General features: G+C 66.0%; 19 protein-coding genes. 11 read left to right on the forward strand and 8 right to left on the reverse strand.

Annotated elements, in window-relative coordinates; all coding sequences use genetic code 11:
* Window positions 1–186: 186 nt before the first annotated feature.
* A complete protein-coding gene (locus tag ACQR03_RS32260) occupies window positions 187–861 on the reverse strand; it encodes a Crp/Fnr family transcriptional regulator (RefSeq protein WP_315717001.1) in 675 nt (224 codons plus the stop codon).
* A gap of 212 nt (window positions 862–1,073) precedes the next feature.
* Here ACQR03_RS32260 and ACQR03_RS32265 point away from each other — a divergent pair, with 212 nt between their 5' ends.
* Window positions 1,074–3,155, forward strand: coding sequence for an AsmA family protein (locus ACQR03_RS32265; RefSeq protein WP_315828368.1), 2,082 nt, complete (start codon window positions 1,074–1,076; stop codon window positions 3,153–3,155).
* A gap of 259 nt (window positions 3,156–3,414) precedes the next feature.
* On the forward strand, window positions 3,415–5,868 hold the full coding sequence (locus ACQR03_RS32270; RefSeq protein ID WP_315750758.1) for an adenylate/guanylate cyclase domain-containing protein: 2,454 nt from the start codon (window positions 3,415–3,417) through the stop codon (window positions 5,866–5,868).
* Between the two features lie 135 nt (window positions 5,869–6,003).
* On the opposite strand, the gene ACQR03_RS32275 is transcribed toward ACQR03_RS32270, so the two are convergent.
* On the reverse strand, window positions 6,004–6,561 hold the full coding sequence (locus ACQR03_RS32275; protein ID WP_315750760.1) for a MarR family winged helix-turn-helix transcriptional regulator: 558 nt from the start codon (window positions 6,559–6,561) through the stop codon (window positions 6,004–6,006).
* 165 nt (window positions 6,562–6,726) lie between these two features.
* On the opposite strand from ACQR03_RS32275, the gene ACQR03_RS32280 reads away from it, so the two are divergent.
* The 5 genes from ACQR03_RS32280 (at window position 6,727) to fahA (ending at window position 12,405) form a co-directional block, all read left to right on the forward strand.
* Window positions 6,727–8,361 (forward strand): FAD-dependent oxidoreductase, encoded by a 1,635-nt coding sequence (locus ACQR03_RS32280; RefSeq protein ID WP_315750762.1) that lies wholly within the window; start codon window positions 6,727–6,729, stop codon window positions 8,359–8,361.
* Window positions 8,362–8,374: 13 nt separating this feature from the next.
* Window positions 8,375–8,602: a DUF2783 domain-containing protein gene (locus ACQR03_RS32285; protein ID WP_315750764.1), complete on the forward strand. Its 228-nt coding sequence runs from the start codon at window positions 8,375–8,377 to the stop codon at window positions 8,600–8,602.
* Between the two features lie 27 nt (window positions 8,603–8,629).
* On the forward strand, window positions 8,630–9,586 hold the full coding sequence (locus tag ACQR03_RS32290) for an MBL fold metallo-hydrolase (protein WP_315750766.1): 957 nt from the start codon (window positions 8,630–8,632) through the stop codon (window positions 9,584–9,586).
* Complete coding sequence (hmgA, locus tag ACQR03_RS32295) at window positions 9,586–10,932, forward strand: homogentisate 1,2-dioxygenase (RefSeq protein WP_315750768.1); 1,347 nt, start codon at window positions 9,586–9,588, stop codon at window positions 10,930–10,932. The genes ACQR03_RS32290 and hmgA overlap by 1 nt, the downstream gene beginning before the upstream one ends.
* 198 nt (window positions 10,933–11,130) lie before the next feature.
* Entirely contained in the window at window positions 11,131–12,405 is a 1,275-nt protein-coding gene (fahA, locus tag ACQR03_RS32300) for a fumarylacetoacetase (RefSeq protein WP_315750770.1), read from the forward strand.
* Between the two features lie 82 nt (window positions 12,406–12,487).
* On the opposite strand, the gene ACQR03_RS32305 is transcribed toward fahA, so the two are convergent.
* Both ACQR03_RS32305 and ACQR03_RS32310 read right to left on the reverse strand, forming a co-directional pair.
* Window positions 12,488–12,799, reverse strand: coding sequence for a DUF1272 domain-containing protein (locus tag ACQR03_RS32305; RefSeq protein WP_315750772.1), 312 nt, complete (start codon window positions 12,797–12,799; stop codon window positions 12,488–12,490).
* A gap of 91 nt (window positions 12,800–12,890) precedes the next feature.
* Window positions 12,891–13,370, reverse strand: a complete 480-nt coding sequence (locus tag ACQR03_RS32310) for an Lrp/AsnC family transcriptional regulator (RefSeq protein ID WP_316172909.1) — start codon at window positions 13,368–13,370, stop codon at window positions 12,891–12,893.
* A gap of 122 nt (window positions 13,371–13,492) precedes the next feature.
* On the opposite strand from ACQR03_RS32310, the gene hppD reads away from it, so the two are divergent.
* The gene (gene hppD, locus ACQR03_RS32315; RefSeq protein WP_316172908.1) at window positions 13,493–14,611 is read left to right on the forward strand and encodes a 4-hydroxyphenylpyruvate dioxygenase; all 1,119 of its coding nucleotides are present in this window, start codon (window positions 13,493–13,495) and stop codon (window positions 14,609–14,611) included.
* A 367-nt stretch (window positions 14,612–14,978) separates the two neighbouring features.
* Here hppD and ACQR03_RS32320 read toward each other — a convergent pair whose 3' ends face one another.
* The 4 genes from ACQR03_RS32320 to ACQR03_RS32335 all read right to left on the reverse strand — a co-directional run bounded on the left by ACQR03_RS32320 (window position 14,979) and on the right by ACQR03_RS32335 (window position 20,126).
* Window positions 14,979–16,091, reverse strand: coding sequence for a CaiB/BaiF CoA transferase family protein (locus ACQR03_RS32320; RefSeq protein WP_316172906.1), 1,113 nt, complete (start codon window positions 16,089–16,091; stop codon window positions 14,979–14,981).
* A 285-nt stretch (window positions 16,092–16,376) separates the two neighbouring features.
* On the reverse strand, window positions 16,377–17,177 hold the full coding sequence (locus ACQR03_RS32325) for an FAD binding domain-containing protein (protein WP_315750781.1): 801 nt from the start codon (window positions 17,175–17,177) through the stop codon (window positions 16,377–16,379).
* Between the two features lie 18 nt (window positions 17,178–17,195).
* Window positions 17,196–19,541: a xanthine dehydrogenase family protein molybdopterin-binding subunit gene (locus ACQR03_RS32330; protein ID WP_316165694.1), complete on the reverse strand. Its 2,346-nt coding sequence runs from the start codon at window positions 19,539–19,541 to the stop codon at window positions 17,196–17,198.
* 99 nt (window positions 19,542–19,640) lie between these two features.
* On the reverse strand, window positions 19,641–20,126 hold the full coding sequence (locus ACQR03_RS32335; RefSeq protein ID WP_315717018.1) for a (2Fe-2S)-binding protein: 486 nt from the start codon (window positions 20,124–20,126) through the stop codon (window positions 19,641–19,643).
* A gap of 296 nt (window positions 20,127–20,422) precedes the next feature.
* Between ACQR03_RS32335 and ACQR03_RS32340 the strand changes: the two genes are divergently transcribed.
* The 3 genes from ACQR03_RS32340 to otsB all read left to right on the forward strand — a co-directional run bounded on the left by ACQR03_RS32340 (window position 20,423) and on the right by otsB (window position 25,203).
* Window positions 20,423–22,459 carry a methyl-accepting chemotaxis protein gene (locus tag ACQR03_RS32340; RefSeq protein WP_316172904.1) on the forward strand — a complete coding sequence of 679 codons (2,037 nt, stop codon included), beginning with the start codon at window positions 20,423–20,425 and terminating at the stop codon, window positions 22,457–22,459.
* A gap of 407 nt (window positions 22,460–22,866) precedes the next feature.
* Window positions 22,867–24,381, forward strand: a complete 1,515-nt coding sequence (locus ACQR03_RS32345; protein ID WP_434842302.1) for an MFS transporter — start codon at window positions 22,867–22,869, stop codon at window positions 24,379–24,381.
* Complete coding sequence (gene otsB / locus ACQR03_RS32350; RefSeq protein WP_315750788.1) at window positions 24,382–25,203, forward strand: trehalose-phosphatase; 822 nt, start codon at window positions 24,382–24,384, stop codon at window positions 25,201–25,203.
* Window positions 25,204–25,293 lie beyond the last annotated feature (90 nt).

The following is a 25,293-nucleotide window of genomic DNA, read 5'->3' on the forward strand; positions in this document are numbered from 1 at the left end:
CTGCCGGATTGAACCCTGTTAGAATTGTTAAAAAGAGTTCATGTCGCAAATTGTGAGGCGTGGTGGCCCAATTGCGATCATGTTTGGCCGATGCTGATACCAAACGATGCACGGCGGGCGGTTCCCGCCATGGACCGGACCCGCAATCGACAAATTTGCGGTGAGCGACGCTGCGCGCTCGGCCAATTAGTCGTTGCGTGCGATCGTGTTCAGCTTGGTCAGGTCATGCAGAAGGATGCGGCCGCGTTGCAGATCCAGGATCTTGTCCTTGCGCCAGGCCTGCAACTGGCGGTTCACGCTTTCACGCGCCGCGCCAACGAAGACGCCAAGCTGTTCCTGCGAGATATGAACCTCGGAGCCGAAATCCTCCGCCAGGGCGCACAGCCGGCGTGCCAGCCGGACCGGCAGCGGCTGCAGCACCGATTCCTCCATTCGCTCGCTCTGCCAGCGGATGCGCTGGCACAGCAGCTGAATGATCCTGATCGCCACCTTGGGCTCGCGTTCCAGGAAGCTGAGGAAATCCTCGCGGCGAAGCACGAACAGTTCGGTCGCTTCACCGGCGGTGGCGTCGGCCGTGCGCTCCTGCCCGTCGAGCACGGCGACCTCGCCGAACAGATCGCCGGGCCCCATGAAGTTGAGCGTCAGCCGGCTGCCGTCGGTGGCACCGGTCTCGATGCGAATCTGGCCGCGCCGCACCCCAAACAGGGCATTGCCGGGGTCGCCCTTCTGGAACAGCACCTCGCCCGACGACAGATGCTGGGTGTGGCAGAGGCTCGAGATTCGCTGCAGCTCGTCCGCGCCGAGGTCGGCGAACATCGGGTTCATCTTCAGAATGACCGCAAATTCGGCCTGCTTGCTCATCACTATACCTTCGGCAACGGTTCAAAGCCTCAGTTACAGAAACCCCCCGGGCGGAAGTGTGTCATAAGTCACATAATGACGCACGGGCTTCCGACTATTTTGGTCGCTCTGGGAGCGGTCTTCGTTCCGAGAAAATTTCGGATTGAACCGGGTCGGCATTGCCGCACGCTAACCCGTGGAGACCGCTCGCGCCTCGCGCTTGGGACATCGACATGAAGGCATTGAAGATCGCAGGCGGTTTGATTGGCGCCGTCATCGTCGTGCTCGCTCTAGCGCTGGCTTTTGGACTTCCGGCGAGCTTCCTCACGGTCGCGATCCAGGACCGCGTCGAGCGTGACACCGGCTATCGCCTGAGCATCGCCGGCTCGGCGAGCGTCAGCCTGTGGCCGTCGCTGCATGCGACCCTGACGGACATCACCCTGCAGGATCCAAAGGAGCGGGACGGCAACAATCGGCTGACGATCGGCAAGCTGCAGGCCGACATGGCGCTGTCGAGCCTGTGGTCCGGCCGGCCCGACATCGGCGAGATCATCATCGACAAGCCCACACTTTATCTGCCGCTGCTGCGCGAACGGCTGCGGGACAATGCGCCGCGCAGCCGTGCCTCGGCGAAGTCGGAAGCGGCGCCTGCGGTCCGGATCGAACGGGTCACCGTCAGGGACGGCGCCGTCGTCCTCTCCAACCCGCGCGACCGCGTCGAGAATCGGCTCGAGGGCATCGGCGCGACGGCGTCTCTGTCCGATGGCAAGGTCAAGATCACGGGTACGGCCCGGGCCGGCGACCGTCCGGTGACCTTCGACCTCACAGCGGCCGCGCCCGCGCTGCCTATTGAGCGCCAGACGCTGCCGGTCGATTTCAAAATCGACATGGCTTCTGCATTCCGCGGGAGTCTTTCCGGCCGCGCCGACGTTCGGCTGAATGGCCCGGTGGTGATGATCAACGGCCTCAGCGGCACGCTTGGCGACGGCGATTTCAACGGCTGGGCCTCGGTCGATCTCGCGAGCAAGCCGCTGGTGAAGGTCGATCTCGACGTTCGCCGGCTCGACTTGGGAGCGCCTGCCGCGCAGGGCTCTGCCGGCGCGTCGGGATGGAGCACGGCGGCAATCGACTTGCGGGGTCTGAACTACGTCGACGCGCGCGTGAAGCTGTCGGCGACGGATGTCGTTCTCTCCGGGACTCGCCTCGGGCCGCTCGATCTCGAAGCCTCGCTGGCCGGCGGCCTGCTGAAGGCGACCGTCGCCAATCTCGGCGCCTATGAGGGGCAGGCCAGTGGCGAGGTCGTGATCGACGCCTCCACGGGCAATCCGGCCTATGCGATGCACTGTGATCTCGTCGGCATCCGGGCGCTGCCGCTGCTCTCGAGCGTCGCCGGATTCGACAAGCTCGATGCGCGGATGCAGGGCAAGCTGGCCTTGCGCTCCAGCGGCGCCAGCCAGCAGGCTCTCATGAGCAACCTGAGCGGCTCGGCGTTCCTGCTGTTCCAGGACGGCGCGATCCGCGGCATCAACGTTGCGCAGATGATCCGCTCACTGACGTCGAATCCGCTGTCGGGATGGCAGGATTCGAAGGAACTGACGACCGATCTCACGCAGCTCTCGGCCTCGTTTCAGGTCGAGCGGGGACAGGCCGCCACCAGTGACCTCAACCTGGTCGGACCGCTGGTCAAGGTCGCCGGTACGGGGACGATCGATCTGGGGAATCGGGCGCTGGCGATGCGGGTCGAGCCGAAGCTCGTGATGACGACCGAGGGGCAGGGCCGCACCTCGGAGCCGATAGGCCTCGGGATTCCCGTCGTCATCGACGGCCCCTGGAGTCAGCCGCGCTTTTACCCCGACATGGCCGGCATCCTCGACAATCCGGATGCTGCCTACGCCAGGCTCAAGCAGATGGGCCAGGGCCTGTTCGGCAAGGACGGGATCGGGCTGAACAATTTGATCAACGACATCGGCGGCCTCATCGGAAATTCTGCGCCCACCGGTGCTGCTGGTCCGAACGGCGCGCCGTCAACGGCAGCCCCGAATGCGCAGGCCCCGGCGGCCGGCCAATCCGACCTGCTCGGCGGCGATCTCGGATCGGCGATCGGCAATCTGATTCAGCAAGGACTGCAGGCCGCGCAGCCGCCAGCCAAGAGCCGCGGCCGTACGCTGGTTGCGCCTCAGGACGGTGCTGTTTCTCGGCCTCCGGGCGACGACGGCCGGGGCGCGGCGGAGGCAGCTCCCGCCGAGCCCTTGCAGGAGGGTGTGCAGGACAGCCAGCCGATGAACGACGTTCTGAAGCGCATCTTCAATAGGTAATATATAGCCGCGATCGACCGAGCCTGCGGAGAATCTCCTCGAGCGGTGCATGCGATTCAGGGCCAGCCGAGCAATAACGAGTTGGCGCGGGGCGCCGGCATGGTCGCCGCTGTGCATGCCATTCTGTGCTAAACGGGTGCCGGCGACGGACCGTCTCGCACCCGAGCGGTCCCGCCTCCAAAGTGTTGCTGCCGCGAGGACGGCAGCGGACGCGCTTGTCCGGGGCTGACCTCGGCGATGATGCGCGTGAGGGGTCCGGATGAACGAGGTCGAGAACAGAGGCTGGTCGTTGCGGCAGGGCCTGTTCGCCAAATACGTCGTGTCGCTGGTCGGGCTCGTCGTGTTCGTCCTGGCCGTGAATGGCGCGACCGAAACCTGGATCAGCTATCAGTCCACCAAGGCGAGCCTGACCGCCGCCATGGCCGAAAAGGCCAACGCCAGCGCCCGGCGGATCGATCAGGCGCTCTCGGATCTGCAGCGACAGATCAGCTGGGTGACGCGGGCGAGCGCCAATACGCTGGAGCTCCGCCGCGCCGACTATGTACAACTGCTGAGTCAGGCGCCGGCTGTGCGGCAGCTGTATCAGCTCGACGGCCAGGGCCGGGAACAGCTCCGCGTGTCGCGCACCTCGATCTCGTTTGCCTCGGGCAACGACTTGTCACGCGATCTGCGCTTCACCGACACCGTCACGCACGGAAGCAATTTCTCCGCCGTGACCTTCAAGGGCGCGCAGCCGATGATGTCGATCTCGGTCGCGCATTCCGGCTTCAATGCCGGTGTGACCGTGGCCGACATCGACCTCGACTTTCTCGAAGACTTCATGACCGAGGCGCAGATCGGCAAGGTCGGCACCGCCTACGTGGTCGATCCGCGGGGCCAGGTGTTGGCGAGCTCGGCGAGGGGACCGGCGGTCGGTCAGGACCTCTCCAAGCTGCCGCAGGTCGCGGCGGTGCTCACGCCGGATGGCGAGCCGCTGGCCTCCGGCACCGACGGCGAGGGGCACGCGGTGCTCTCGGCGGCCGCGACGCTGCCCAAGCTCGGCTGGGCCGTGTTCTTCGAGCAGTCCACGGCTCACGCGCTGGCGCCGATCCGCGATCAGCTGTTGCGCGGTGCGCTGTTGATCGCGCTCGGCCTTGCGGTTGCGATCCTCGCGGGCTCGGTGCTGGCGCGACGCATGCTCATCCCGATCACCGCGTTGCGCGCCGGCGCGCGCAAGCTCGGCGCCGGCGATTTCGCCCAGCGCATCGAGGTGAGGACGCATGACGAACTGGAGGAGCTCGCCGATCAGTTCAACAGCATGGCCGGCCAGCTCGCGCAGTCCTATGCCGTGCTGGAAGCCAAGGTCGAGGAACGCACGCGGGATCTGGCCCAGTCGATCAATGAGCTGAAGGTGCTCGAGGAGGTTGGCCGCGCGGTGGCCTCCTCGCTCGATCTCAATGCGGTGCTGCCGACGGTGGCGGCCCGGGCGCTGGAGATCACCAAGACCGACGCCGTGCTGATCTATTCCTATGAGGCCGCCGAACGCCGCTTCAGGCTGGTGGAGGCCAAGGGCGTCGACCGGGACGGCCCGCACAATGTGCTGGACGAGCGGACGAGCCTGCTCTCCGACTCCGTGCGCAGCGGCGAGCCGATCGCGATCGCCGAGCTGGAAAACGCGCCCGATCACCCGCTGCGCGACGTCGCGGTCGCCGCCGGCTTTCACGCCGTGCTGTTCACGCCGCTGGTCGATCAGCAGGGCGTGCTCGGCGCGCTCGTGGTGCTCCGCCGGTCGGCCGGTACGTTCCCGCCGAACCTGATCGGACTGATGCGAACGTTCGCCAACCAGGCCGTGCTGGCGATGCGCAACGCACGACTGTTCACCGAGGTCGATCAGAAGGGCCGCGAGCTGGCGCTGACCCACGCGACGGTGCAGCAGCAGGCCGAAAAGCTCACCGAGCAGACCGAGCAGCTGCGCGAATGGAACAAGTCGCTCGAGGAGCGCGTCGAGAAGCAACTGGCGGAGATCGAGCGGATCAGGCGGCTGGAGCGCTTCCTGGCGCCGCAGGTGGCGCAGATCATCGCGTCGTCGGACGGCCATGATGCGCTGCTGGAAAGCCACCGCCGCGAGGTCACGGTGGTGTTCTGCGATCTGCGCGGCTTCACAGCGTTTACCGAGACGACCGAGCCCGAAGAGGCGATGAACGTGCTCCGTGAATATCACGCCGCGCTGGGCAAGCTCATCTTCAAATATGAGGGCACGCTCGATCGCTATGCCGGCGACGGCGTGATGATCCTGTTCAATGCGCCAATCCCGTTCGAGGACCACACGACGCGCGCGGTGAAGATGGCGCTCGAAATGCGCGACGAGATCGGCCAATTGACGGAGCGCTGGAAAAATCGCGGCCACAGCCTGGGGTTCGGCGTCGGCATCGCACTGGGATATGCGACGCTCGGCCAGGTCGGCTTCGAGCACCGGCTCGAATACGCCGCGATCGGCAGCGTCACCAATCTCGCCTCGCGGCTGTGCGACGAGGCCAAGGCAGGCCAAGTGATCGTGTCGCGCCGGGTGTTCGGCGTCGTCGAACAGTCGGTCGATGCCAGGCCGATCGATGACCTGCATCTCAAGGGCTTCAATCACCCGGTGCTGGCGATGGAGATCTTGCGCTGGCGGGGGGAGGGCGCCGACGTGGTCGAAGTCGAGGAGCGGCGGCGATCGTCGGCGACTAACAAGTAGGGCCGGCAAAGGCGCGTGGCGCCTTGCTCGTCGTCGACGGCAGTCTCGCGCGCCCCCGTGCCCATCGCTGTCATTTGACGAAGGATGGTGGGCACCGGTCGCCTTCGGCGCTTTACCCACCCGACGAAGCTCGGCTCAATAGGCCTGCTTCGCATCGGCCTCCTCGCTGGTCTGGATCAGATCGAGGCTTGCCTCGATCTTGCCGATCAGGCGGTCGAACGTCTTGCGCTCGTCGGCGGACAGGCATGCCATGATTTCGCGCTCGCGCTGCTGCAAACGCGGGATCAGCTCCTCGTACAGCGTCTTGCCCTTACGTGTCAGGCGCAGACGGAACTCGCGGCGATCCTCGGCGTTCTCGACGCGCTCGATCAGCCGCCGCTCCAGCAACGACGTCACGGCCCGGCTGATGGTCGATTTGTGCGTGCGGGTGCACGCTGCGACATATTGCGCGCTGCAGGCCTCGCGGCGGAAGCCGAGCGTCGCCAGCACGCGCCATTCCGGAATGTCGAGCCCGTAGCGCTCCCGATATTCGACGGCGAGCGCCGCGCTGACCTCGGCGGCCAGACGGTTGAGCCGGAATGGCGCGAACTTGAACAGGTCGAGCCGCTCGTCGTCCTGCGGCACTGCGGCATTTCGGTCATCCTCGACCGGCTTCGCCTGCCGCCTGGACGCCGCGGTAGATGGCTTCGCCAAGATCGCGCTCCGATTTTTGAGTTGACGCGGCCGAAGCCGTCGGCTTTAGAATAGTTGCAGGTGAGACTATCTGGCAAGACGGCCAGATGCCTCGCCCGAGGAAATGTCGGTCGCTTCGAAAGTCGTCGCTTCGAAAGTCCAAGAAAACCACAAGGCGAGCAAGCCATGGTGCAGGCCAATCCGGGGCAGGGCGCGAGCCAGGCGAAGGTTCAGTTCGGCTATCATCGGCACGAAGACCAGGATCAGGCCACGCCGGCCGCGCATCCGGTCGTCGTCGTGGGTGCGGGTCCCGTCGGGCTGTCGTTTGCCATCGATCTTGCGCAGCGCGGCCATGCGGTCGTGGTGCTCGATGATGCCGACCGGATCGGCGAGGGCTCGCGCGCGATCTGCTTCTCCAAGCGCTCGCTGGAATATTGGGATCGCCTCGGCGTTGGCGACCGGATGGTCGACAAGGGCGTGGTGTGGAACGTCGGCCGCATCTTTCACGGTCCGTCCGAGCTCTATCAGTTCAACCTGCTGCCGGAGCCCGGGCACAAGCGGCCGGCCTTCATCAACCTGCAGCAGTTCTACGCCGAGGCCTATCTGGTCGATCGCGTCAACGCGCTGCCGGCGATCTCGCTGCGCTGGCGCAACAAGGTCACCGCGCTCGAACAGCGCAACGATCATGTCGTGCTGACGATCGAGACGCCGGACGGCCCCTATCGGCTGTCGGCGCAATATGTGATCGCCTGCGACGGCGCGCGCTCGTCGCTGCGCCAGATGGTCGGCGCGGGTTTTTCCGGCAAGGTGTTCGAGGATCAGTTCCTGATCGCCGACGTCAGGATGACGGCCGAATTCCCCACCGAGCGCTGGTTCTGGTTCGATCCGCCGTTCCATGCCGGGCGCTCGGCGCTGTTGCACCGGCAGCCGGACAATGTCTGGCGCATCGACCTGCAGCTCAGCCGCTATGCCGATCCCAACGTCGAGAAGCAGCCGGAGAATGTGCGGCCCCGGATCGCGCGCATGCTCGGCCATGATCAGTTCGAATTCGAATGGATCTCGCTCTACAAATTCCAGTGCCGGCGCATGGAGCGCTTCATTCATGGTCGCGTCGTCTTCGCTGGCGATTCCGCCCATCAGGTCTCGCCGTTCGGCGCGCGCGGTGCCAATTCGGGGCTCGAGGATGCCGAGAATCTGGCCTGGAAGCTCGATCGCGTGCTGCGCGGAACCTCGCCCGCGACGCTGCTCGAAACCTACCATCTGGAGCGAAGCGCGGCCGCCGACGAAAACATTCGCGAATCCACGCGGGCGACGGATTTCATGGCGCCGAATTCGCACCAGGAAGCGCGGCTGCGCAAGGTGGTGCTCGCGCTCGCCAGGGACACCGAATTCGGCAAGCGCATGGTCAATGGCGGCCGGCTGTCGGTTCCCTCGGTCTACCAGACGCCGTTGTCGACCGAAGACGACGAGGCCTGGCACAGTGGCCCTCGTCCGGGAACATCGATGCCGGATGCGCCCCTCGAGACGGCAGACGGACGGCACCTTCACCTTACCGATGCATTCAATGCTCAGGGCCGGCGCTTCACCCTGCTGTCTTTTGCCAATGGTGAGGCGATCGATGTACCCGACGATGTCGGTGTCGTCAGCATCGGCGGTCCGAATGGACTTGCCGATAGCGAGGGCTTCGCGGGCAGGCGTTACGGTGCCGAACCCGGCACCTCCTATCTGCTGCGTCCGGATGGCTATGTCGCGGCGCGCTTCCGCCACCCGCGCCGCGCCGCGATCGCGGCGGCGGTCGCCCGCGCCTCCGGCCTGAACTGAGGAAGCCGCAACGATGACGCTCTCGACCGCCTCCAATTTCGCCAAGCCCGACGATGCCTTCCGCGCCATTGTCGAAGCGCATCGGGGCCTCTCGGACCTCGAAAGCGCCGATCTCGATGCGGCATTGGTCCTGATCCTCGCCAATCACATCGGTGACATCGGTGTGCTGGGCGAGGCGATCGCGCTGGCGAAACGCAGCATGGCGGATGCCGGCCAACAGCAACAACAGCAGCAGCAATAGGCTGCTGCGCACACAAGGAATGAAGTGATGGCGAAGGGTTTCGCATCGACCACGGATCTCGCCGAGAAGAAGGTCACCTTCTCGGAGATCGGCCCGGATCTCTATGCTTTCACGGCGGAGGGCGATCCGAACTCTGCGGTGATCGTCGGCGACGACGGCTGCATCGTGTTCGACGCGCAGGCGACGCCGGCGATGGCCAACAAGGTGATCGAGCGGGTCAAGACCGTCACCGACAAGCCGATCAAATATGTCGTGCTGTCGCACTACCACGCCGTGCGCGTGCTCGGCGCCTCGGCCTATCATGCGCAGGGCATCGTCGCCTCGCAGGAGACGCACCGGCTGATCGTCGAGCGCGGCCAGCAGGATTGGGACTCCGAATACGGCCGTTTCCCGCGCCTGTTCCAGGACGCCGAGAGCATTCCCGGCCTGACCTGGCCGACCCTGACCTTCGAGGGCGAGATGACGATCCATCTCGGCAAGCGCGAGGTGCAGCTGATCCAACTCGGCGCGGGCCACACCTCCGGCGACATCGTCGCCTGGGTGCCGGACGCCGAGGTGATGTTCTCCGGCGATCTCATCGAATATCACTCGGCCTGTTATTGCGGCGATGCCTATTTGCGCGAATGGCCGTCGACCTTGAACGAGATCCGCGACTTCAATCCCAAGGCGATCGCGCCCGGTCGCGGCGATGCGCTGAAGGGCGAGGCCACCGTGCGCGAGGCGATCGCCATGACGCGCGACTTCGTCACGTCGCTGTATGGCGCGGCCGAGATGTCGGTCGCGAAGGGACGCAGCCTGAAGGAGTCGATGGCGGCGACGCGCGAGGTGATGGATCCGAAATTCTCGAGCTTCGCCATCTACGAGCACTGCCTGCCGTTCAACGTGTCGCGCGCCTATGACGAGGCCAGCGGCATCGACGATCCCGTGATCTGGACCGCCGAGCGCGACCGCGAGATGTGGGCCCGCCTGCAAGGAGAAGGATGATGAACGTCAACACATCGCCTGACCAGCTCAACCGCGCCACCGGGCAGGTGACGCCGGGCTACATGTCCGGCTTCGGCAATTCGTTCGAGACCGAGGCGCTGCCCGGCGCGCTGCCGATCGGGCGCAACTCGCCGCAGCGCTGCGCCTACGGGCTCTATGCCGAGCAACTCTCGGGTTCGCCGTTCACCGCGCCGCGCGGGTCCAACGAGCGCTCCTGGCTGTATCGCATCCGTCCGTCGGTGAAGCATTCCGGCCGCTTCGCCAAGGTCGATGCCGGGCTGTGGCGCACCGCGCCCTGCCACGAGCAGGAGATCACGGTGCAGCAACTGCGCTGGGATCCGACACCGTTGCCATCGGGCGATGTGACGTTCCTGCAGGGCGTGCAGACCATGACGACGGCCGGCGACGCCGCGACGCAGGCCGGCATGGCCGCGCATGTCTACGTCATCACCAAGTCGATGGTCGACCAGCATTTCTACAATGCCGACGGCGAGCTGATGTTCGTCCTGCAGCAGGGGCGCCTCAAGCTCGTCACCGAGTTCGGCCGCATCGATGCGGAGCCCGGCGAGATCGTCGTGATCCCGCGCGGCGTCAAGTTCCGGGTCGAGATCCCGGCGGGGCCGGCGCGCGGCTATCTCTGCGAGAACTATGGCGGCGCCTTCACGCTGCCGGAGCGCGGACCGATCGGCGCCAACTGCCTCGCCAATGCCCGCGACTTCCTGACGCCGGTCGCCTCCTACGAGGACAAGGACACCCCGACCGAGCTCTACGTCAAGTGGGGCGGCGCGCTGTTCAAGACCGAGCTCGAACATTCTCCGATCGACGTCGTCGCCTGGCACGGCAACTACGCGCCCTACAAATACGACCTGCGCACCTTCTCGCCGGTCGGCGCCATCGGCTTCGACCATCCCGATCCGTCCATCTTCACCGTGCTGACCTCGCCGTCGGAGACGGCCGGCACCGCCAACATCGACTTCGTGATCTTCCCCGAGCGCTGGATGGTGGCCGACAACACCTTCCGTCCGCCGTGGTATCACATGAACATCATGTCGGAGTTCATGGGGCTGATCTACGGCGTCTACGACGCCAAGCCGCAGGGCTTTGTGCCGGGTGGCATGAGCCTGCACAACTGCATGCTGCCGCACGGGCCGGATCGCGAGGCGTTCGATCACGCCAGCAATGGCGAGTTGAAGCCGGTCAAGCTCACAGGCACCATGGCCTTCATGTTCGAAACTCGCTTTCCCCAGCGCATCACGAAGCATGCGGCGGAGTCCGGCACCTTGCAGCCGGACTATGCCGATTGCTGGAACGGGCTCGAAAAGCGCTTCGATCCGAACCGGCCGTAGCCACGACCTCCGCCGTCATTCCGGGGCGCCGCGCAGCGGCGAGCCCGGAATCCATAACCACGATCGGCCGTGGGGATGCAAAGCTCGGCCACAACCACTGTGCCCCACACATCTGCCCGTTGCTATGGATTCCGGGCTCGCGCTGCGCGCGCCCCGGAATGACGAGCGGAGACATGGTCCGAACTCAGGAAGACAACTGTGCCCCACCCCAACGATCCCTCGCTCCGCTCCTTCATCCCGGTCGATCCGTCTTCCGACTTCCCGATCCAGAACCTGCCCTACGGCGTGTTCTCCGCCGCCGACTCGCCGAAGCCGCGCGTCGGCGTGGCGATCGGCGACGTCGTCCTCGACCTCGCGGTGCTCGAGGACGAAGGCCTGCTCGATCTGGCGCCGGCCTATGAGGTGTTCGCGCAATCCTCGCTGAATGCCTTCATGGCGCTCGGCCCCGCCGTGTGGTCGAAGACGCGGGCTGCGATCAGCGCCCTCTTGCGCCAGGACAATCCGCGGCTGCGCGACGACAAGCCGTTGCGTAGCCGGGCGCTGCTGCCGCGCTCCGACGTTACGCTGCATCTGCCGTTCCATGTCGCCGGCTACACGGATTTCTATTCGTCGAAGGAGCACGCCACCAATGTCGGCGTCATGTTCCGCGGCAAGGACAATGCGCTGCAGCCGAACTGGCTGCACATGCCGATCGGCTATAACGGCCGCGCGTCGACCGTGGTCGTGTCGGGCACCCGAGTGCGTCGGCCGCGCGGACAGCTGAAGCCGCCGGGCGCCGACGTGCCGAGCTTCGGTCCATGCAAGCGGCTCGATTTCGAGCTGGAGATGGGCGTCGTCATCGGCCAGTCCTCGCCGCTCGGCGAGATGCTGACCGAGGCGCAGGCGGGGGCGATGATCTTCGGCTTCGTGCTGCTCAACGACTGGAGCGCGCGCGACATCCAGCAATGGGAATATGTGCCCCTCGGCCCGTTCCAGGCCAAGGCGTTTGCGACGTCGATCAGCCCGTGGGTGGTGACGCGGGAGGCGCTGGAGCCGTTCCGCGTGTCGGGGCCAACGCAGGATCCAACGCCGCTGCCCTACCTGCAGCAGAAGGAGGCGCAGAACTACGATCTCTCCCTCGACGTGGCCTTGCGCGCCTCCGGCAGCAACGCCGCGCAGACCATCGCGCAGACCAATTTCAAGTACATGTACTGGTCGAGCGTGCAGCAGCTGATGCACCATGCCTCGTCCGGCTGTGCCATGAGTGTCGGCGATCTCCTGGGGAGCGGCACCATCTCCGGTCCGGAAAAGCACCAGCGCGGCAGCCTGCTGGAGATCAGTTGGAACGGCACCGAGCCGGTCGAGCTCGCCGGTGGCGTGAAGCGCTCGTTCTTGGAGGACGGTGACTCCCTCATCATGCACGGCTGGTGCCAGGGGCAGGGCTATCGCGTCGGCTTCGGCGAGGTCGAAGGCACGATCGTGGCGGCGGAGTAGGCGTCACTGCGAGCGTAGCGAAGCAATCCAGAGTCGTGTCCGCAGCCCTGGATTGCTTCGCTGCGCTCGCTATGACGAAGATCTAGCGGTCCTCTGGCATAACGTCCTTCACACCAGCCACGAATGCCGCAACGTCCTCCGCCGCATATTTCAGATGCACGCGCGTGTCGGACGGCCGTTGCTTCGTCACGCAAGCTCCCGACCGCCACTCGCGGCTGGGCCGGATCGGCCTGGGCGCAAAGCCGCCGCCGCAGTTCGGGCAGACATTGAACAGCTTGGTCTCGACGCAGTCGGCGCAGAACGTGCATTCGTAGGAGCAGATGCGCGCATCTGTTGCCGAGGGCGGCAGGTCCTTGTCGCAATATTCGCAATTGGGCCGAAGCTGCAGGGCCATGGTCGTCTCGCAGATCAGGGGACACGGTCACTGTCGCAAAAGCGCTGGCGATGTTGAAGGACGCATTTCCCTCGATTTGCGCCGCAGACGCTCAGTCGGTCGATAGCGAAGCCAGCGGCAGCTTCGCGCTCTCCTTGAGGCGGTCGAGCACGATCGAGGAGCGGACATGCGCCACGCTCTGGTGCGGCATCAGCACGTTGTTGACGATGTCGGACAAGCTCTTGAGATCGCGCAGCACCACCTTGAGCAGATAGTCGGAATCGCCGGTCAGCGCGTAGGCCTCCTGGATGTCGTCGACGCGGTTGACCAGCGTGCGAAACTTCTGCGCGTTGTCGGGCGAATGCGTCGCCAGGGTGATCTGGATGAAGGCAATCAGCTCGAAGCCGAGCGCCTGGCTGGCGAGCTGCGCGCGATACCCCGCGATCACGCCGTCCTGCTCCAGCCGCATCCGGCGCCGCGAGCACTGCGAGGCCGACAGGCCGGCGATGTCGGCCAGCTCCTGGTTTGTGAGCCGGCCGTCGTCCTGCAGCGCGGCCAGGATACGGAGATCGAAGCTGTCGACCGAAATCATGCGCCATTTCCTCTGGTCGTGCATGGATCGTGCATATCCAGGCGAAAATGACAATGGTTTGCATGCCCTGTGCGCGGAATTCGGGAGATGATCGGTCCATCAAGCTGAAGGAGCTTCCCCCGATGGGTCCATTTCCGCACGATGCGCCTCCTGCCACCATCTCCGCCGACAACCCGATGGGCACGGACGGCTTCGAGTTCGTCGAATATGCGCACCCCGAAGCAAGCGAGCTGCACGCGCTGTTCAAGCTGATGGGCTTCGCCGCGGTCGCGCGCCACAAGACCAAGGCGATCACGCTGTATCGCCAGGGCGACATCAACTATCTCGTCAACGAGGAGCCCGGCAGCCACGGCCACGACTTCGTCGCCGCGCACGGGCCGTGTGCGCCGTCGATGGCGTTCCGCGTCGTCGATGCGAAGAAGGCCTATGCGCGGGCGATCGCGCTCGGTGCTGAGCCGGCCGATCTGCCGCCGGCTCAGAAGACGCTCGACGTGCCCGCGCTCAAGGGCATCGGCGGCAGCCTGCTGTATCTGGTCGATCGCTACGGCGCCAAGGGCTCGGCCTATGATCTCGAATTCGAGTGGACCGGCGCGCGCGACCCGCGCCCCGCAGGCTCCGGCCTGTACTACATCGATCATCTGACCCACAATGTACATCGCGGCCGCATGGACGTCTGGGCCGGCTTCTACGAAAAACTGTTCAACTTCCGCCAGATCCGCTTCTTCGACATCGAGGGCCGCGCCTCTGGCCTGTTCTCGCGCGCGCTGACCAGCCCCGACGGCAAGATTCGGATTCCGATCAACGAGGATGCCGGCGATTCCGGGCAGATCGAGGAGTATCTCAAGATCTATCGCGGTGAAGGCATCCAGCACATTGCTTGCGGCGCCCGCGACATCTACGCCACCGTCGAGGGCCTGCGCGCATCAGGCCTGCCGTTCATGCCGTCGCCGCCCGACACCTATTTCGAGCGCATCGAGTCTCGCCTGCCCAAACATGGCGAGGACCTCGCCCGGCTGCAGAGAAACGGCATCCTGATCGATGGCGAAGGAGTCGTCGCCGGTGGTCACACCAAGGTGTTGCTGCAGATCTTCTCGGCCAATGCGGTCGGGCCGATCTTCTTCGAGTTCATCCAGCGCAAGGGCGACGACGGCTTTGGCGAAGGCAACTTCAAGGCGCTGTTCGAGTCGATCGAGGAAGACCAGATCCGCCGCGGCGTGCTGAAGGTGGAGGCGGCGGAGTAGGCGAAGGAAGCAGGCCGTCATTGCGGGAAGCGGAGCGACGAGCAATCCAGACTTCCGTCTGTCCCTGGAATGCTTGGCTTCGCTGGCAATGACGGCGTGATTGGAGGCAGTTTGCCGCCAAACTCTCAACTGTCGTTCCGGGCAAGCCCGACGGCGCGTAAGCGGCGTTGGGCACCGACTCGGGACCCATACCGCAGGGTGCGTCGATGAGGCACGGCGACAGATAATCGTCGTCTCAGGACGGCCGGTGGTTATGGGTCCCCGCGTTCGCGGGGACGACACTGAGATTGAGGCGACGGCGTAGCCAACTCGTTGACATCGGAACAGTCGAGCAGCGCTCGATCGGCGCTGCTGCAGCGATCGAGCTTTACCGCCCTGCCTGCCAAGCGCTTACCACAGCGCCGATCTCCGTCACCTCCGGCTCGCGGATATTCGACGGCGTCCGCGAGAACCTTGGCGCCGGCGCGGGCTGCGTCACGCCGTGCCGCTCGACGAACACGCCACGCGCGGCCATGTGCGCATGCTTCGGCGCCTCCGACATCGTCAGCACCGGCGCGAAGCAGATGTCGGTGCCCTCCATGATCGCGCACCATTCCTCGCGCGTCTTGCTCTTGAACACCGCGACCAGCTTCTCCTTCAGCGCCGGCCAGGCGCGCGGGTCCATCTGCGCGTCGAAGGCGGGATCGGAGAGGTCGGCATGCTGCCGCAGCAGCGCGTAGAACTGTGGCTCGATCGAGCCGATGGAGATGAAGTTGCCACAGGCGCATTCGTAGACGCCGTAGAAGTGCGCGCCGCCGTCGAGGAAGTTGCGCTCGCGCCCCTCGGTCCAGCGGCCCATCGCGGTGAGGTCGAAGAACATCGCGAGCAGCGAGGCCGCGCCGTCGCACATCGCGGTATCCACCACCTGCCCCTTACCGGACTTCGAGGCTTCGAGCAGTGCGGCAAGCACACCGACGACCAGATAGAGCGCGCCGCCGCCGAAATCCCCGACCAGGTTGAGCGGCGGCACCGGCCGCTCCCTGGGTCCGATCGCGGCCAGCGCGCCGGTAATCGAGATGTAGTTGATGTCGTGACCGGCCGCATGCGCCAGCGGTCCGTCCTGGCCCCAGCCGGTCATGCGGCCGTAGACGAGCCTCGGATTACGCGCGAGCACGACCTCGGGGCCGAGGCCGAGCCGCTCCATCACGCCGGGCCGGAAACCCTCGATCAGCGCGTCGGCACCGGCGAGCAGATCGAGCACCTGGGGGATGACCCCCTTGTCCTTGAGATCGAGCTCGATCACCTTGCGGCCGCGGCCGGCGACCGACTTCATGGTCTTGCGCGCACCGACGCGATCGAGCGTCACCACCTCCGCGCCCATGTCGGCCAGCAGCATACAGGCGAACGGACCCGGTCCAATGCCGGCGAACTCGACGATGCGGAAGCCCGCGAGCGGTCCGGTGGCGCGGGTCTCGGTCTGTGGTGCGGTCTTGTCGAGCACGTTTGTCTTGTCCCTGCGGTGCTTCGGCGCGTGATGAGGTCGATCGGACAAAGATGGTCGCCGTGACCTTCACCCTCCGCCTCTAGGGGAGGGTGGGTGTGCTTGGCTGCTGTCCGCATCAATCAAACATCATCACGCGCGCGATGCGTTTCCTGATCCTTTGATTGTCCCGCGTGCATCAGGCCAACGCAAGCGCGCCGTATGTCGCAAAGCAAAACGGCGCGCATCGCTGCGCGCCGTGTGGAATTTGATCTGCCGTTGCGCGGAATGATCCGCGCCGCGGACTTAGCCCGCGGCTTGCACCGCGCGCTGCGCCATCACCTTCACCAGATTGGCACGGTAATCGGCGGAGCCGTGGATGTCGCTCAAGAGGCCTGACGCCGACACCGTGACCCCGTCGATCGCCGAGGCCGACCAGTTCGACTTCAGCGCCGCCTCGATCGCCGGCACCCGCATCACGCCGCTCTGCGAAGCGCCGGTGGCCGCAACGCGGACGTCGCCGCCCTTCGTCTTTGTGACGAACACGCCAGTGAGCGCGAAACGCGACGCCGGGTGGCGCATCTTGGCGTAGCCGGCCTTTTCCGGCACCGGGAACGACACCTCGGTGATGATCTCGCCGTCCTCCAGCGCCGTCGTGAACAGGCCCTTGAAGAAATCATCCGCCGAGATCGACCGCTTGTTCGTCTTCACGGTGGCGCCGAGCGAGATCAGCGCCGCCGGGAAATCCGCCGCCGGATCGTTGTTCGCGATCGAGCCGCCAATCGTGCCGCGGGCGCGCACCGCGGGATCGCCGAGCACCGAGGTGAGATGGGCGATCGCGGGGATCGCCTTCTTCACATCGGCATTGGTCATGATGTCGTAGTAGGTCGTCGCGGCCTTGATGACGAGCGTGTCGCCCGACAACTGCACCCCGATCAGGTCCTTGATCTTGCCGATGTCGATGACATCGGACGGAGCAGCAAGGCGCTGCTTCATCACCGGGATCAAGGTGTGACCGCCGGCAAGGAACTTGGCTTCGCTGCCCTTGGCGAACAGCGCCGCCGCCTCGTCGACCGAGGAGGCACGATGATAAGTCGTCTGATACATGGTTGCTCCTCCGTTCGATCAGGCGTTGCCGTGGATCGCGTGCCAGACGCGGTCCGGCGTCGCCGGCATTTCCAGCTTGTTGTTGCCGATCGCATCCGTGATCGCGTTGATCACGGCGGCGGATGCGCCGATCGCGCCGGCCTCGCCGCAGCCCTTCACGCCGAGCGGATTACCCGGGCACAGGGTCGTGGTGTGGCTCAGCTTGAAGGACGGCACGTCGTCGGCACGCGGCATCGCGTAGTCCATGAACGATGCCGTCACCGGCTGGCCGTTGCTGTCATAGATCGCGTGCTCGAGCAGCGCCTGGCCGATGCCCTGGACCAGACCGCCATGGACCTGGCCCTCGACGATCATCGGGTTGATCAGCCGGCCGAAATCGTCCGCCGCGACGAAGTTGACGAACGACGTCTTGCCGGTGGCCTCGTCGACCTCGAGCTCGCAGATATAGGTGCCGGCCGGGAAGGTGAAGTTGGTCGGATCGTAGAACGCAGTCTCCTTCAATCCGGGCTCCATGCCGTCCGGCAGGTTGTGCGCGGTGTAGGCAGCGAGCGCGACCATCGGCAGCGCGATCGACTTGTCGGTGCCGGTCACCTTGAACTCGCCGTTCTCGATGACGATGTCGCCTTCCGAGGCCTCCAGCGCATGCGCTGCGATCTTCTTGGCCTTGGCCTCGACCTTCTCCATCGCCTTGAGGATCGCGGTGAGGCCGACTGCGGCCGAGCGCGAGCCGTAGGTGCCCATGCCGAACTGCACCTTGTCGGTGTCGCCATGAACGATCGAGACTTGGCTGATCGGCACGCCCAGGCGCTCGGCGATCAGCTGGCAGAAGGTGGTCTCGTGGCCCTGGCCGTGGCTGTGTGATCCGGTGAGCACCTCGATGGTGCCGACCGGGTTGACGCGGATCTCGGCCGATTCCCACAGACCGACGCCGGCGCCAAGGCTGCCGACTGCCTTCGACGGCGCGATGCCGCAGGCCTCGATGTAGCAGGAGAAGCCGAGGCCGCGCAGCTTGCCCTGCGCCTTGGCGGCCGCCTTGCGCGCCGGGAAGCCGGCGTAGTCGATCGCCTTCAGCGCCGCGTCGAGCGAGGCGTTGAAGTCGCCGGTGTCGTAGGCCATGATCACGGGGGTCTGGTGCGGGAACTGGGTGATGAAGTTCTTGCGCCGCAGCTCGGCCGGATCGACCTTGAGCTGACGCGCTGCGGTCTCCATCAGCCGCTCCAGCAGGTAGCTCGCCTCAGGGCGTCCGGCGCCACGATAGGCGTCGACCGGCGTGGTGTTGGTGTAGACGCCCATCACCTCGGCATAGATCGCCGGGATGTTGTACTGGCCCGACAGCAGGGTCGCGTACAGATAGGTCGGCACCGAGGACGAGAACAGCGACATGTAGGCGCCGAAATTGGCGTGGGTCTTGACCCGCAGCCCCAGGATCTTGTTGTCGGCATCGAGCGCCATCTCGGCCTTGGAGATGTGGTCGCGGCCGTGCGCGTCGGTCAGGAACGCCTCGGTGCGATCGCCGGTCCACTTCACCGGACGGCCGACCTTCTTGGAGGCCCACAGCGCCACCATCTCCTCGGGATAGATGAAGATCTTGGAGCCGAAGCCGCCGCCGACGTCGGGCGCGATGACGCGCAGCTTGTGTTCTGGTGCGATGTTGTAGAACGCCGACAGCACCAGGCGAGCGACGTGCGGGTTCTGCGACGTCGTATAGAGCGTGAAATGCTCCTCGGCCGCATCGTACTCGGCGATCGCCGCGCGCGGCTCCATCGCGTTCGGCGCCAGCCGGTTGTTGGTCAATTCCAGGGTGACGACGTTGGCGGCCTTGGCGAAGGCGGCGTTGACCGCCCCCTCGTCGCCAATATGCCAGTCATAGACGACGTTGCCGGGGGCCTCCGGGTGAAGCTGCGGCGCGCCGGGCTTCAGCGCGGAGGGCATGTCGGCGACCGCCGGCAGCTCCTCATATTCGACCACGACGGCCTCGGCGGCGTCGCGGGCGAGGTTCTTGCTCTCGGCGATCACGACCGCCACGGCCTGGCCGACGAATCGCACGGTCTCCGGCGCCATCGCCGGCCATGCGCCCATCCTCATCGGCGAGCCGTCCTTCGAGGTGATGGCCCAGCCGCAGATCAGGTTGCCGACCTTGTCGTCGACGATCTGCCTGCCCGTGAGCACCGCGACCACGCCGGGCATTGCCTCGGCGGCCGAGGAGTCGATGCTCTTGACCTTGGCGTGCGCGTGCGGGCTGCGGATGAAATGGGCAAAGGTCATGCCCAACAGCTTGACGTCGTCGACGTAACGGCCCTTGCCGGTGATGAAACGCTTGTCCTCCTTGCGGACGACGCTGGCGCCAATGCCTTCCATACCCATGCGAATCTCTCCCCTACCGGAGTTCTATTGTCCCGCCGCGGCCATCGCGCGCAGCGGTCGTGGTCTCGGTATTGCGGTAAACGGCGGCTCTCGCCGGCCTCATTCGGCAGCTTGCGCGACCTTCATCCGTCCGGCAGCGTCGAGCACGGCCTTGACGATGTTGTGATAGCCGGTGCAGCGGCAGATGTTGCCTTCCAGCTCCTCGCGCACCGTGCTCTCGTCGAGCTCGCCTCCGTGGCGGTGCACAATGTCGATGGCCGACATGATCATCCCCGGCGTGCAATAACCGCATTGCAGGCCGTGATTGTCGCGGAAGGCCGCCTGCATCGGGTGCAGCTCGTCACCCTTGGCGATGCCTTCGATGGTGGTGACGTTGGCGCCCGCGGCCTGGCCGGCCAGCACGGTGCAGGATTTCACGGCACGGCCGTCGATATGGACGACGCAGGCGCCGCATTGGCTGGTGTCACAGCCGACATGGGTGCCGGTGAGGTTCAGATGATCCCGCAGGAGGTGAACGAGCAGGGTGCGATCCTCGGCCTCGACCGAGACCGCCTTGCCGTTCACCGTCAGTTTGACTGTCGACACGAGTAACCTCCCGATGAATTTTTCTTATTCTGATTAGAAACAGCGCCCTCAGGACTTTGCAACTCGAATTTTCGTCTCTGATGTCATTGCGACGTCTTGCGCGCGGCCCCGGCGATTCGGTCGCATGTGGCACGCCATGCGAGGCGGCACCGGCGCGGGTGAGCGCAGGCCGCAGGCCGATGCCGCCCATTTACCGCCCCTTAGCCATTGTGACGTAGTTTTGATCACGCTCTGGTGCGTTGCTGCCGGGCAGTTGGTTTCTGGCCAATATAAAGAATGGCGTGTCGGGGGTGGGAATGTCTGCGCAGCTTGCGCCGCAGTCGCGGCGTGCCAATTTTCTGACCCTGCGATTTCGCGGCAAGATCTTCCTGGGCTTTGCCGTGGTGCTGGCCATCTCCGCCGTCAGCATCGGCTTCTCCTATCTGGGGTTCGAGCGGGTCGCCGCAGCGGTGGCGGCCTATCGCAGCAGCGTTGCGGAAGCCGACACCACCCGCACCATCGATCGCGAGCTGGTCTCGTACCAGGCTCTCGCCCGATACTATGCCCTGACCGGCAAAGCCGACGACGAGGCGGCGGCCACCGCTGCCCAGCAGGCGCTCCAGGCCGCGATCGACAAATCGATGGCTGCGACCGGTGCCGAGCGGCGGGCCCAGGTCGGCAAGCTGCAGGCGCAGTTTCAGGCCTTCGCCAAGACATTCTCGAGCATCGTTGCCCTGACCCGCGAGAACGCGAAGCTGGCGACCGACCAGATCGGCATCATCGGCAACAAGATCCGCTTCAAGTTCGATGATCTGGCGGACACCGCCGCGCTCGCCGGCCTGCCGTCCGTGCAGACGACGGCCAAGGACCTCACCGGCCAGTACCTGACCGTGTCCGCGCTGGTCGGGACCTACATCGCCAAGCCCGATGCCAAGACGGCCGACGGCGCCATCGCGCGCACGCGCTTCCTGGAAACCTCGCTGGTGACGATCTATGCCAATGACGAGAAGATCACCCAGCGCGTCGCCGAGCTCGGCGACCTGATCAAGCAGTACCGCGCCGCCTTCATCAAGCTGTCGGAGAACATGAAAGCGCTCGGCAAGCTCGAACAGGAGATGGGCGTCGTCGGGACCGAGATCATCGCGCTGTCGAACGGGCTGAAATCCGAGGTCGCCTCCGACCAGCAGCGCATCGAGGCCGCCGCCAACACCACCATCGCGGACATCGAGCGGCTGATCGCGATGCTGGCGATCGGCGGGCTGACGCTCGGCGCCGTGCTGGCGCTGATGCTCGGCAACGGCATTTCCAGGCCGATGATCACGATGTGCAAGGCGATGCGCGAGCTCGCCTCGGGCAATTTCGACGTCCGGCTGCCCGGCCTCGGGCGCGCCGATGAGATCGGCGAGATGGCGGCCGCCGTCGAGGAGTTCAAGGTCCAGGCGGTGGCCAAGGCCGAGCGCGACGCCGCGACGCAGGACGCCCAGAACAAGGCTGCGGGCGCCGCGCGCCGGGCCGAGCTCATCCGCTTCGCCGACGAGTTCGAGACCGCCGTCGGCTCGATCGTGTCCAACGTCTCGAGCTCGGCCGAGCACCTCGAGCAGGCGGCTTCGACCCTGACGCGCACCGCCGAGACCACGCAGTCGCTGGCGAGCCGCGTGAGCGGCACCTCCGACCAGGCCACGGGCCGCATCCACTCGGTGGCGAGCGCGACCGACGAGCTGTCGGCCTCGGTCAACGAGATCGGCCGCCAGGTCCGCGAGTCCAGCCGCATCGCGGAGTCAGCCGTGGCCCAGGCCGAGGAGACCGACGGGCGCATCGGCAAGCTGTCGCGCGCGGCGCAGGAGATCGGCGACGTCGTCAAGCTGATCACCGCGATCGCCGAGCAGACCAACCTGCTGGCGCTGAACGCGACCATCGAGGCCGCCCGCGCCGGCGATGCCGGCCGCGGGTTTGCGGTGGTGGCTTCCGAGGTCAAGTCGTTGGCCGAGCAGACCGCCAAGGCGACCGACGACATCTCCAACCACATCTCCGGCATGCAGGCGGCGACCCAGGAGTCGGTGACGGCGATCAAGCAGATCGGCGGCACCATCCGCCAGATCTCGACCATCGCCTCGTCGATCGCGACCGCGGTCGAGCAGCAGGGCGGCGCGACCCAGGAGATCGCCAGGAACGTGCAGAGCGTCGCGGCAGGCACGCAGGCCGCGGCAGCCGATATCACCCAGGTCAATCGCGGCGCGACCCAGACCGGCGAGGCCTCGGAGGAGGTGCTGCGCTCGGCCCAGTCGCTGTCCTCGGAAAGCGCCCGCCTGCGCGCGGAGCTCAACCGCTTCATGGCGAACATCCGCGCGGCGTGAGTTTTGCGGCGACAGGCTGGTCTTCACGCCGCTCGCAGATGCGTTGGCGAGCCCGCGGCCAACCCCTCCGCTGTCATCCCGGCGAACGCCGGGATCCATACGCCGCGGCAGATGTGTCGCGGGCGGTATCGATCGCGTGCCCCAATCTTGCACCACGCGGTATGGATCCCGGATCGCGCTCGCTCCGCCCGCTTGCCCGGGACGACAGCTGAAATGAGGCGCGCCTGGGCCTCACCCAGGAAACGCTGCGCCCCCCCGGGGCGGGTCGAGCGCCGAACCCCGCCCCACTTCCGGGAACCCAGCGCGCGGCGAGACGTTGGGTCGCAGCGGCAGGGTTTCATTGCCGCATTTGCTTCATCCTCTCGGTCGAGCATGCGGTGCGACCCGCGCCGTCGCATTGGGATTCCATGGCACCCCGACAGGCATCCTTTCCGCACCTCCGCGTCATCACGTCAGCGCCGCAATCCAGCGCGCCGCCGGGCGACACGGCTGGCCAGGATCGAATCATCGAAACCAACATCCCCGCCCGGCTCGACGACCTCCGCTGGAGCGCCTTTCACACCCGCGTCGTGCTGGCGCTCGGCATCACCTGGGTGCTCGATGGGCTCGAGGTGACGCTCGCCGGCGCCTTGTCGGGCGCACTCAAGCAGAGCCCGGCGCTGCATTTCTCCAATCTCGAGATCGGGCTTGCCAACAGCGCCTATCTCGCCGGCGCCGTGCTCGGCGCGCTCGGCTTCGGCTGGCTGACCGACCGCATCGGCCGCCGGAAGCTGTTCTTCATCACGCTCGCGCTCTATCTGTCCGCGACGGCCGCCACCGCCTTGTCGTGGAATGTCGCGACCTACGCGCTGTTTCGCTTCCTGACCGGCGCCGGCATCGGCGGTGAGTATACCGCGATCAATTCGACGATCCAGGAGCTGGTGCCGGCGCGCTATCGCGGCTGGACCGATCTCATGATCAACGGCAGCTTCTGGCTGGGGGCCGCGCTCGGCGCCGTCGGCGCCATCGTGCTGCTTGATCCTGATGTCGCCGGCCCGGATGTCGGCTGGCGGCTGGCCTACGGCATCGGCGCCTGTCTCGGCCTGGTCGTGCTGGTCATGCGGATGTGGATTCCGGAAAGTCCGCGCTGGCTGATGATTCACGGCCATCCCGAAGAGGCGCATCGGATCGTGGCGGAGATCGAACGCGACGTCACCGGCCACGACCGCGAGGCGCACGCAAAGGAATTGCCGAGGATGCGGCTGCGGATGCGTAGCCACACGCCGCTACGAGAGGTCGCGCATACGCTGTTCTCGGTCTATCGTCAGCGCTCGCTGGTCGGGCTGACGCTGATGATCGCCCAGGCGTTCTTCTACAACGCGATCTTCTTCACCTTCGCGCTGGTGCTGACCGACTTCTACGGCATTAAGTCCGATCATGTCGGCTGGTACATCCTGCCCTTCGCGGCCGGCAACGTGCTCGGGCCGCTGCTGCTCGGCCGTCTGTTCGACACGCTCGGCCGCCGCGCCATGATCACCTTCACCTATGGCGTCTCCGGCGTGCTGCTCGCGCTCACCGGCTATCTGTTCTCGATCGGAGTGCTGAGCGCCGCGACACAGACCGCGGCCTGGATGGTGATCTTCTTCTTCGCGTCACCGGCGGCGAGCGCCGCCTATCTCACCGTGTCGGAGAATTTTCCGCTGGAAGTGCGCGCGCTCGCGATCGCGCTGTTCTACGCCATCGGCACCGGGATCGGCGGCGTGGCGGGACCCGCGCTGTTCGGCGCGCTGCTCGACAGCGGGGCGCGCGGCGCGGTGTTCGGCGGCTATCTGTTCGGTGCCGCGCTGATGCTGATGGCGGCGCTCGTCGCCTGGCGCTATGCCATCGCGGCCGAGCGCAAATCGCTCGAGCAGGTGGCGCGCCCGCTCGCTGTCATGGAGTAGATGATGATGTCCGACAACTCCGATCTGATCGGTTCTCCTGCGGCGGAGCCCGCCGAGATCGTTCCGACGCCGGTGAGTCTCGTGCCGCATCTTCGCGAGGTGGCGATCCTGCTCGATATCGACGGCACCCTGCTCGATCTTGCGCCGACACCGCGCGAGGTGTGGGTCCCGCCGGGCCTTGCCGAGGCACTGAACGCGTTGCTGCAACGAACCTCCGGCGCGCTGGCGCTGGTCTCGGGCCGCTCGCTCAACGACATCGATCTCATCTTCGCGCCGGAGGTCTACCCCGCCGTCGGCGGTCATGGCGCGGAGATGCGGCTCGGCGGCGGCGGTGAGGCGGATGCGATCAAGGCGCCGCCGCTGGACAAGGAGCTGAAGCGCAGGCTCGCTGCGATCGCCAAGCTCAGCCCCGGCATTCTGCTCGAGGACAAGGGGTACTCGCTGGCGCTGCACTATCGCCTCGCGCCGCAGGCGGAGAAGGCGATCTACGAGGAGGTGTCGCGCATCCGCGCCGAGTTGCCGGAGGCGCCGATCGAGGTGCTGCCCGGAAAATGTGTGTGCGAGATCAAGCATGCCGGCTTCACCAAGGCGAGCGGCGTGCGCGAGCTGATGCGGCACGCGCCCTTCAAGGGACGCAAGCCGTTCTTCATCGGCGACGACGTCACCGACGAGACGGTGTTCGCGATCATGCCCGATTTCGCCGGCCTGTCGTTCTCGGTCGGCCGTCGGGCGCTCGGTGTCGACGGACATTTCGACGCTCCGGACGACGTGCGCGCGTTCCTGGCGCGCCTCGCCGACGGCGGAACTAATTCATCGACCTAGCGGTCCGCGCAGTGGCTCGGTATCGCCGCGTTATTAGTTCCATCCGCCATGCATTCGCATGTTGCATGCGTCGCTCTTGATTAGAAACGT

Source organism: Bradyrhizobium sp. HKCCYLS3070, assembly GCF_051167575.1.
In the GTDB taxonomy this organism is placed as follows: domain Bacteria; phylum Pseudomonadota; class Alphaproteobacteria; order Rhizobiales; family Xanthobacteraceae; genus Bradyrhizobium.

Bases quoted from the DNA above. Each gene is read 5' to 3' on its own strand.
- ACQR03_RS32260 (WP_315717001.1), bottom strand. From the start codon at position 861: ATGAGCAAGCAGGCCGAATTTGCGGTCATTCTGAAGATGAACCCGATG.
- ACQR03_RS32265 (WP_315828368.1), top strand. From the start codon at position 1,074: ATGAAGGCATTGAAGATCGCAGGCGGTTTGATTGGCGCCGTCATCGTC.
- ACQR03_RS32270 (WP_315750758.1), top strand. From the start codon at position 3,415: ATGAACGAGGTCGAGAACAGAGGCTGGTCGTTGCGGCAGGGCCTGTTC.
- ACQR03_RS32280 (WP_315750762.1), top strand. From the start codon at position 6,727: ATGGTGCAGGCCAATCCGGGGCAGGGCGCGAGCCAGGCGAAGGTTCAG.
- ACQR03_RS32285 (WP_315750764.1), top strand. From the start codon at position 8,375: ATGACGCTCTCGACCGCCTCCAATTTCGCCAAGCCCGACGATGCCTTC.
- ACQR03_RS32290 (WP_315750766.1), top strand. From the start codon at position 8,630: ATGGCGAAGGGTTTCGCATCGACCACGGATCTCGCCGAGAAGAAGGTC.
- hmgA (WP_315750768.1), top strand. From the start codon at position 9,586: ATGAACGTCAACACATCGCCTGACCAGCTCAACCGCGCCACCGGGCAG.
- ACQR03_RS32305 (WP_315750772.1), bottom strand. From the start codon at position 12,799: ATGGCCCTGCAGCTTCGGCCCAATTGCGAATATTGCGACAAGGACCTG.
- ACQR03_RS32310 (WP_316172909.1), bottom strand. From the start codon at position 13,370: ATGATTTCGGTCGACAGCTTCGATCTCCGTATCCTGGCCGCGCTGCAG.
- hppD (WP_316172908.1), top strand. From the start codon at position 13,493: ATGGGTCCATTTCCGCACGATGCGCCTCCTGCCACCATCTCCGCCGAC.
- ACQR03_RS32325 (WP_315750781.1), bottom strand. From the start codon at position 17,177: ATGTATCAGACGACTTATCATCGTGCCTCCTCGGTCGACGAGGCGGCG.
- ACQR03_RS32330 (WP_316165694.1), bottom strand. From the start codon at position 19,541: ATGGGTATGGAAGGCATTGGCGCCAGCGTCGTCCGCAAGGAGGACAAG.
- ACQR03_RS32340 (WP_316172904.1), top strand. From the start codon at position 20,423: ATGTCTGCGCAGCTTGCGCCGCAGTCGCGGCGTGCCAATTTTCTGACC.
- ACQR03_RS32345 (WP_434842302.1), top strand. From the start codon at position 22,867: ATGGCACCCCGACAGGCATCCTTTCCGCACCTCCGCGTCATCACGTCA.
- otsB (WP_315750788.1), top strand. From the start codon at position 24,382: ATGATGATGTCCGACAACTCCGATCTGATCGGTTCTCCTGCGGCGGAG.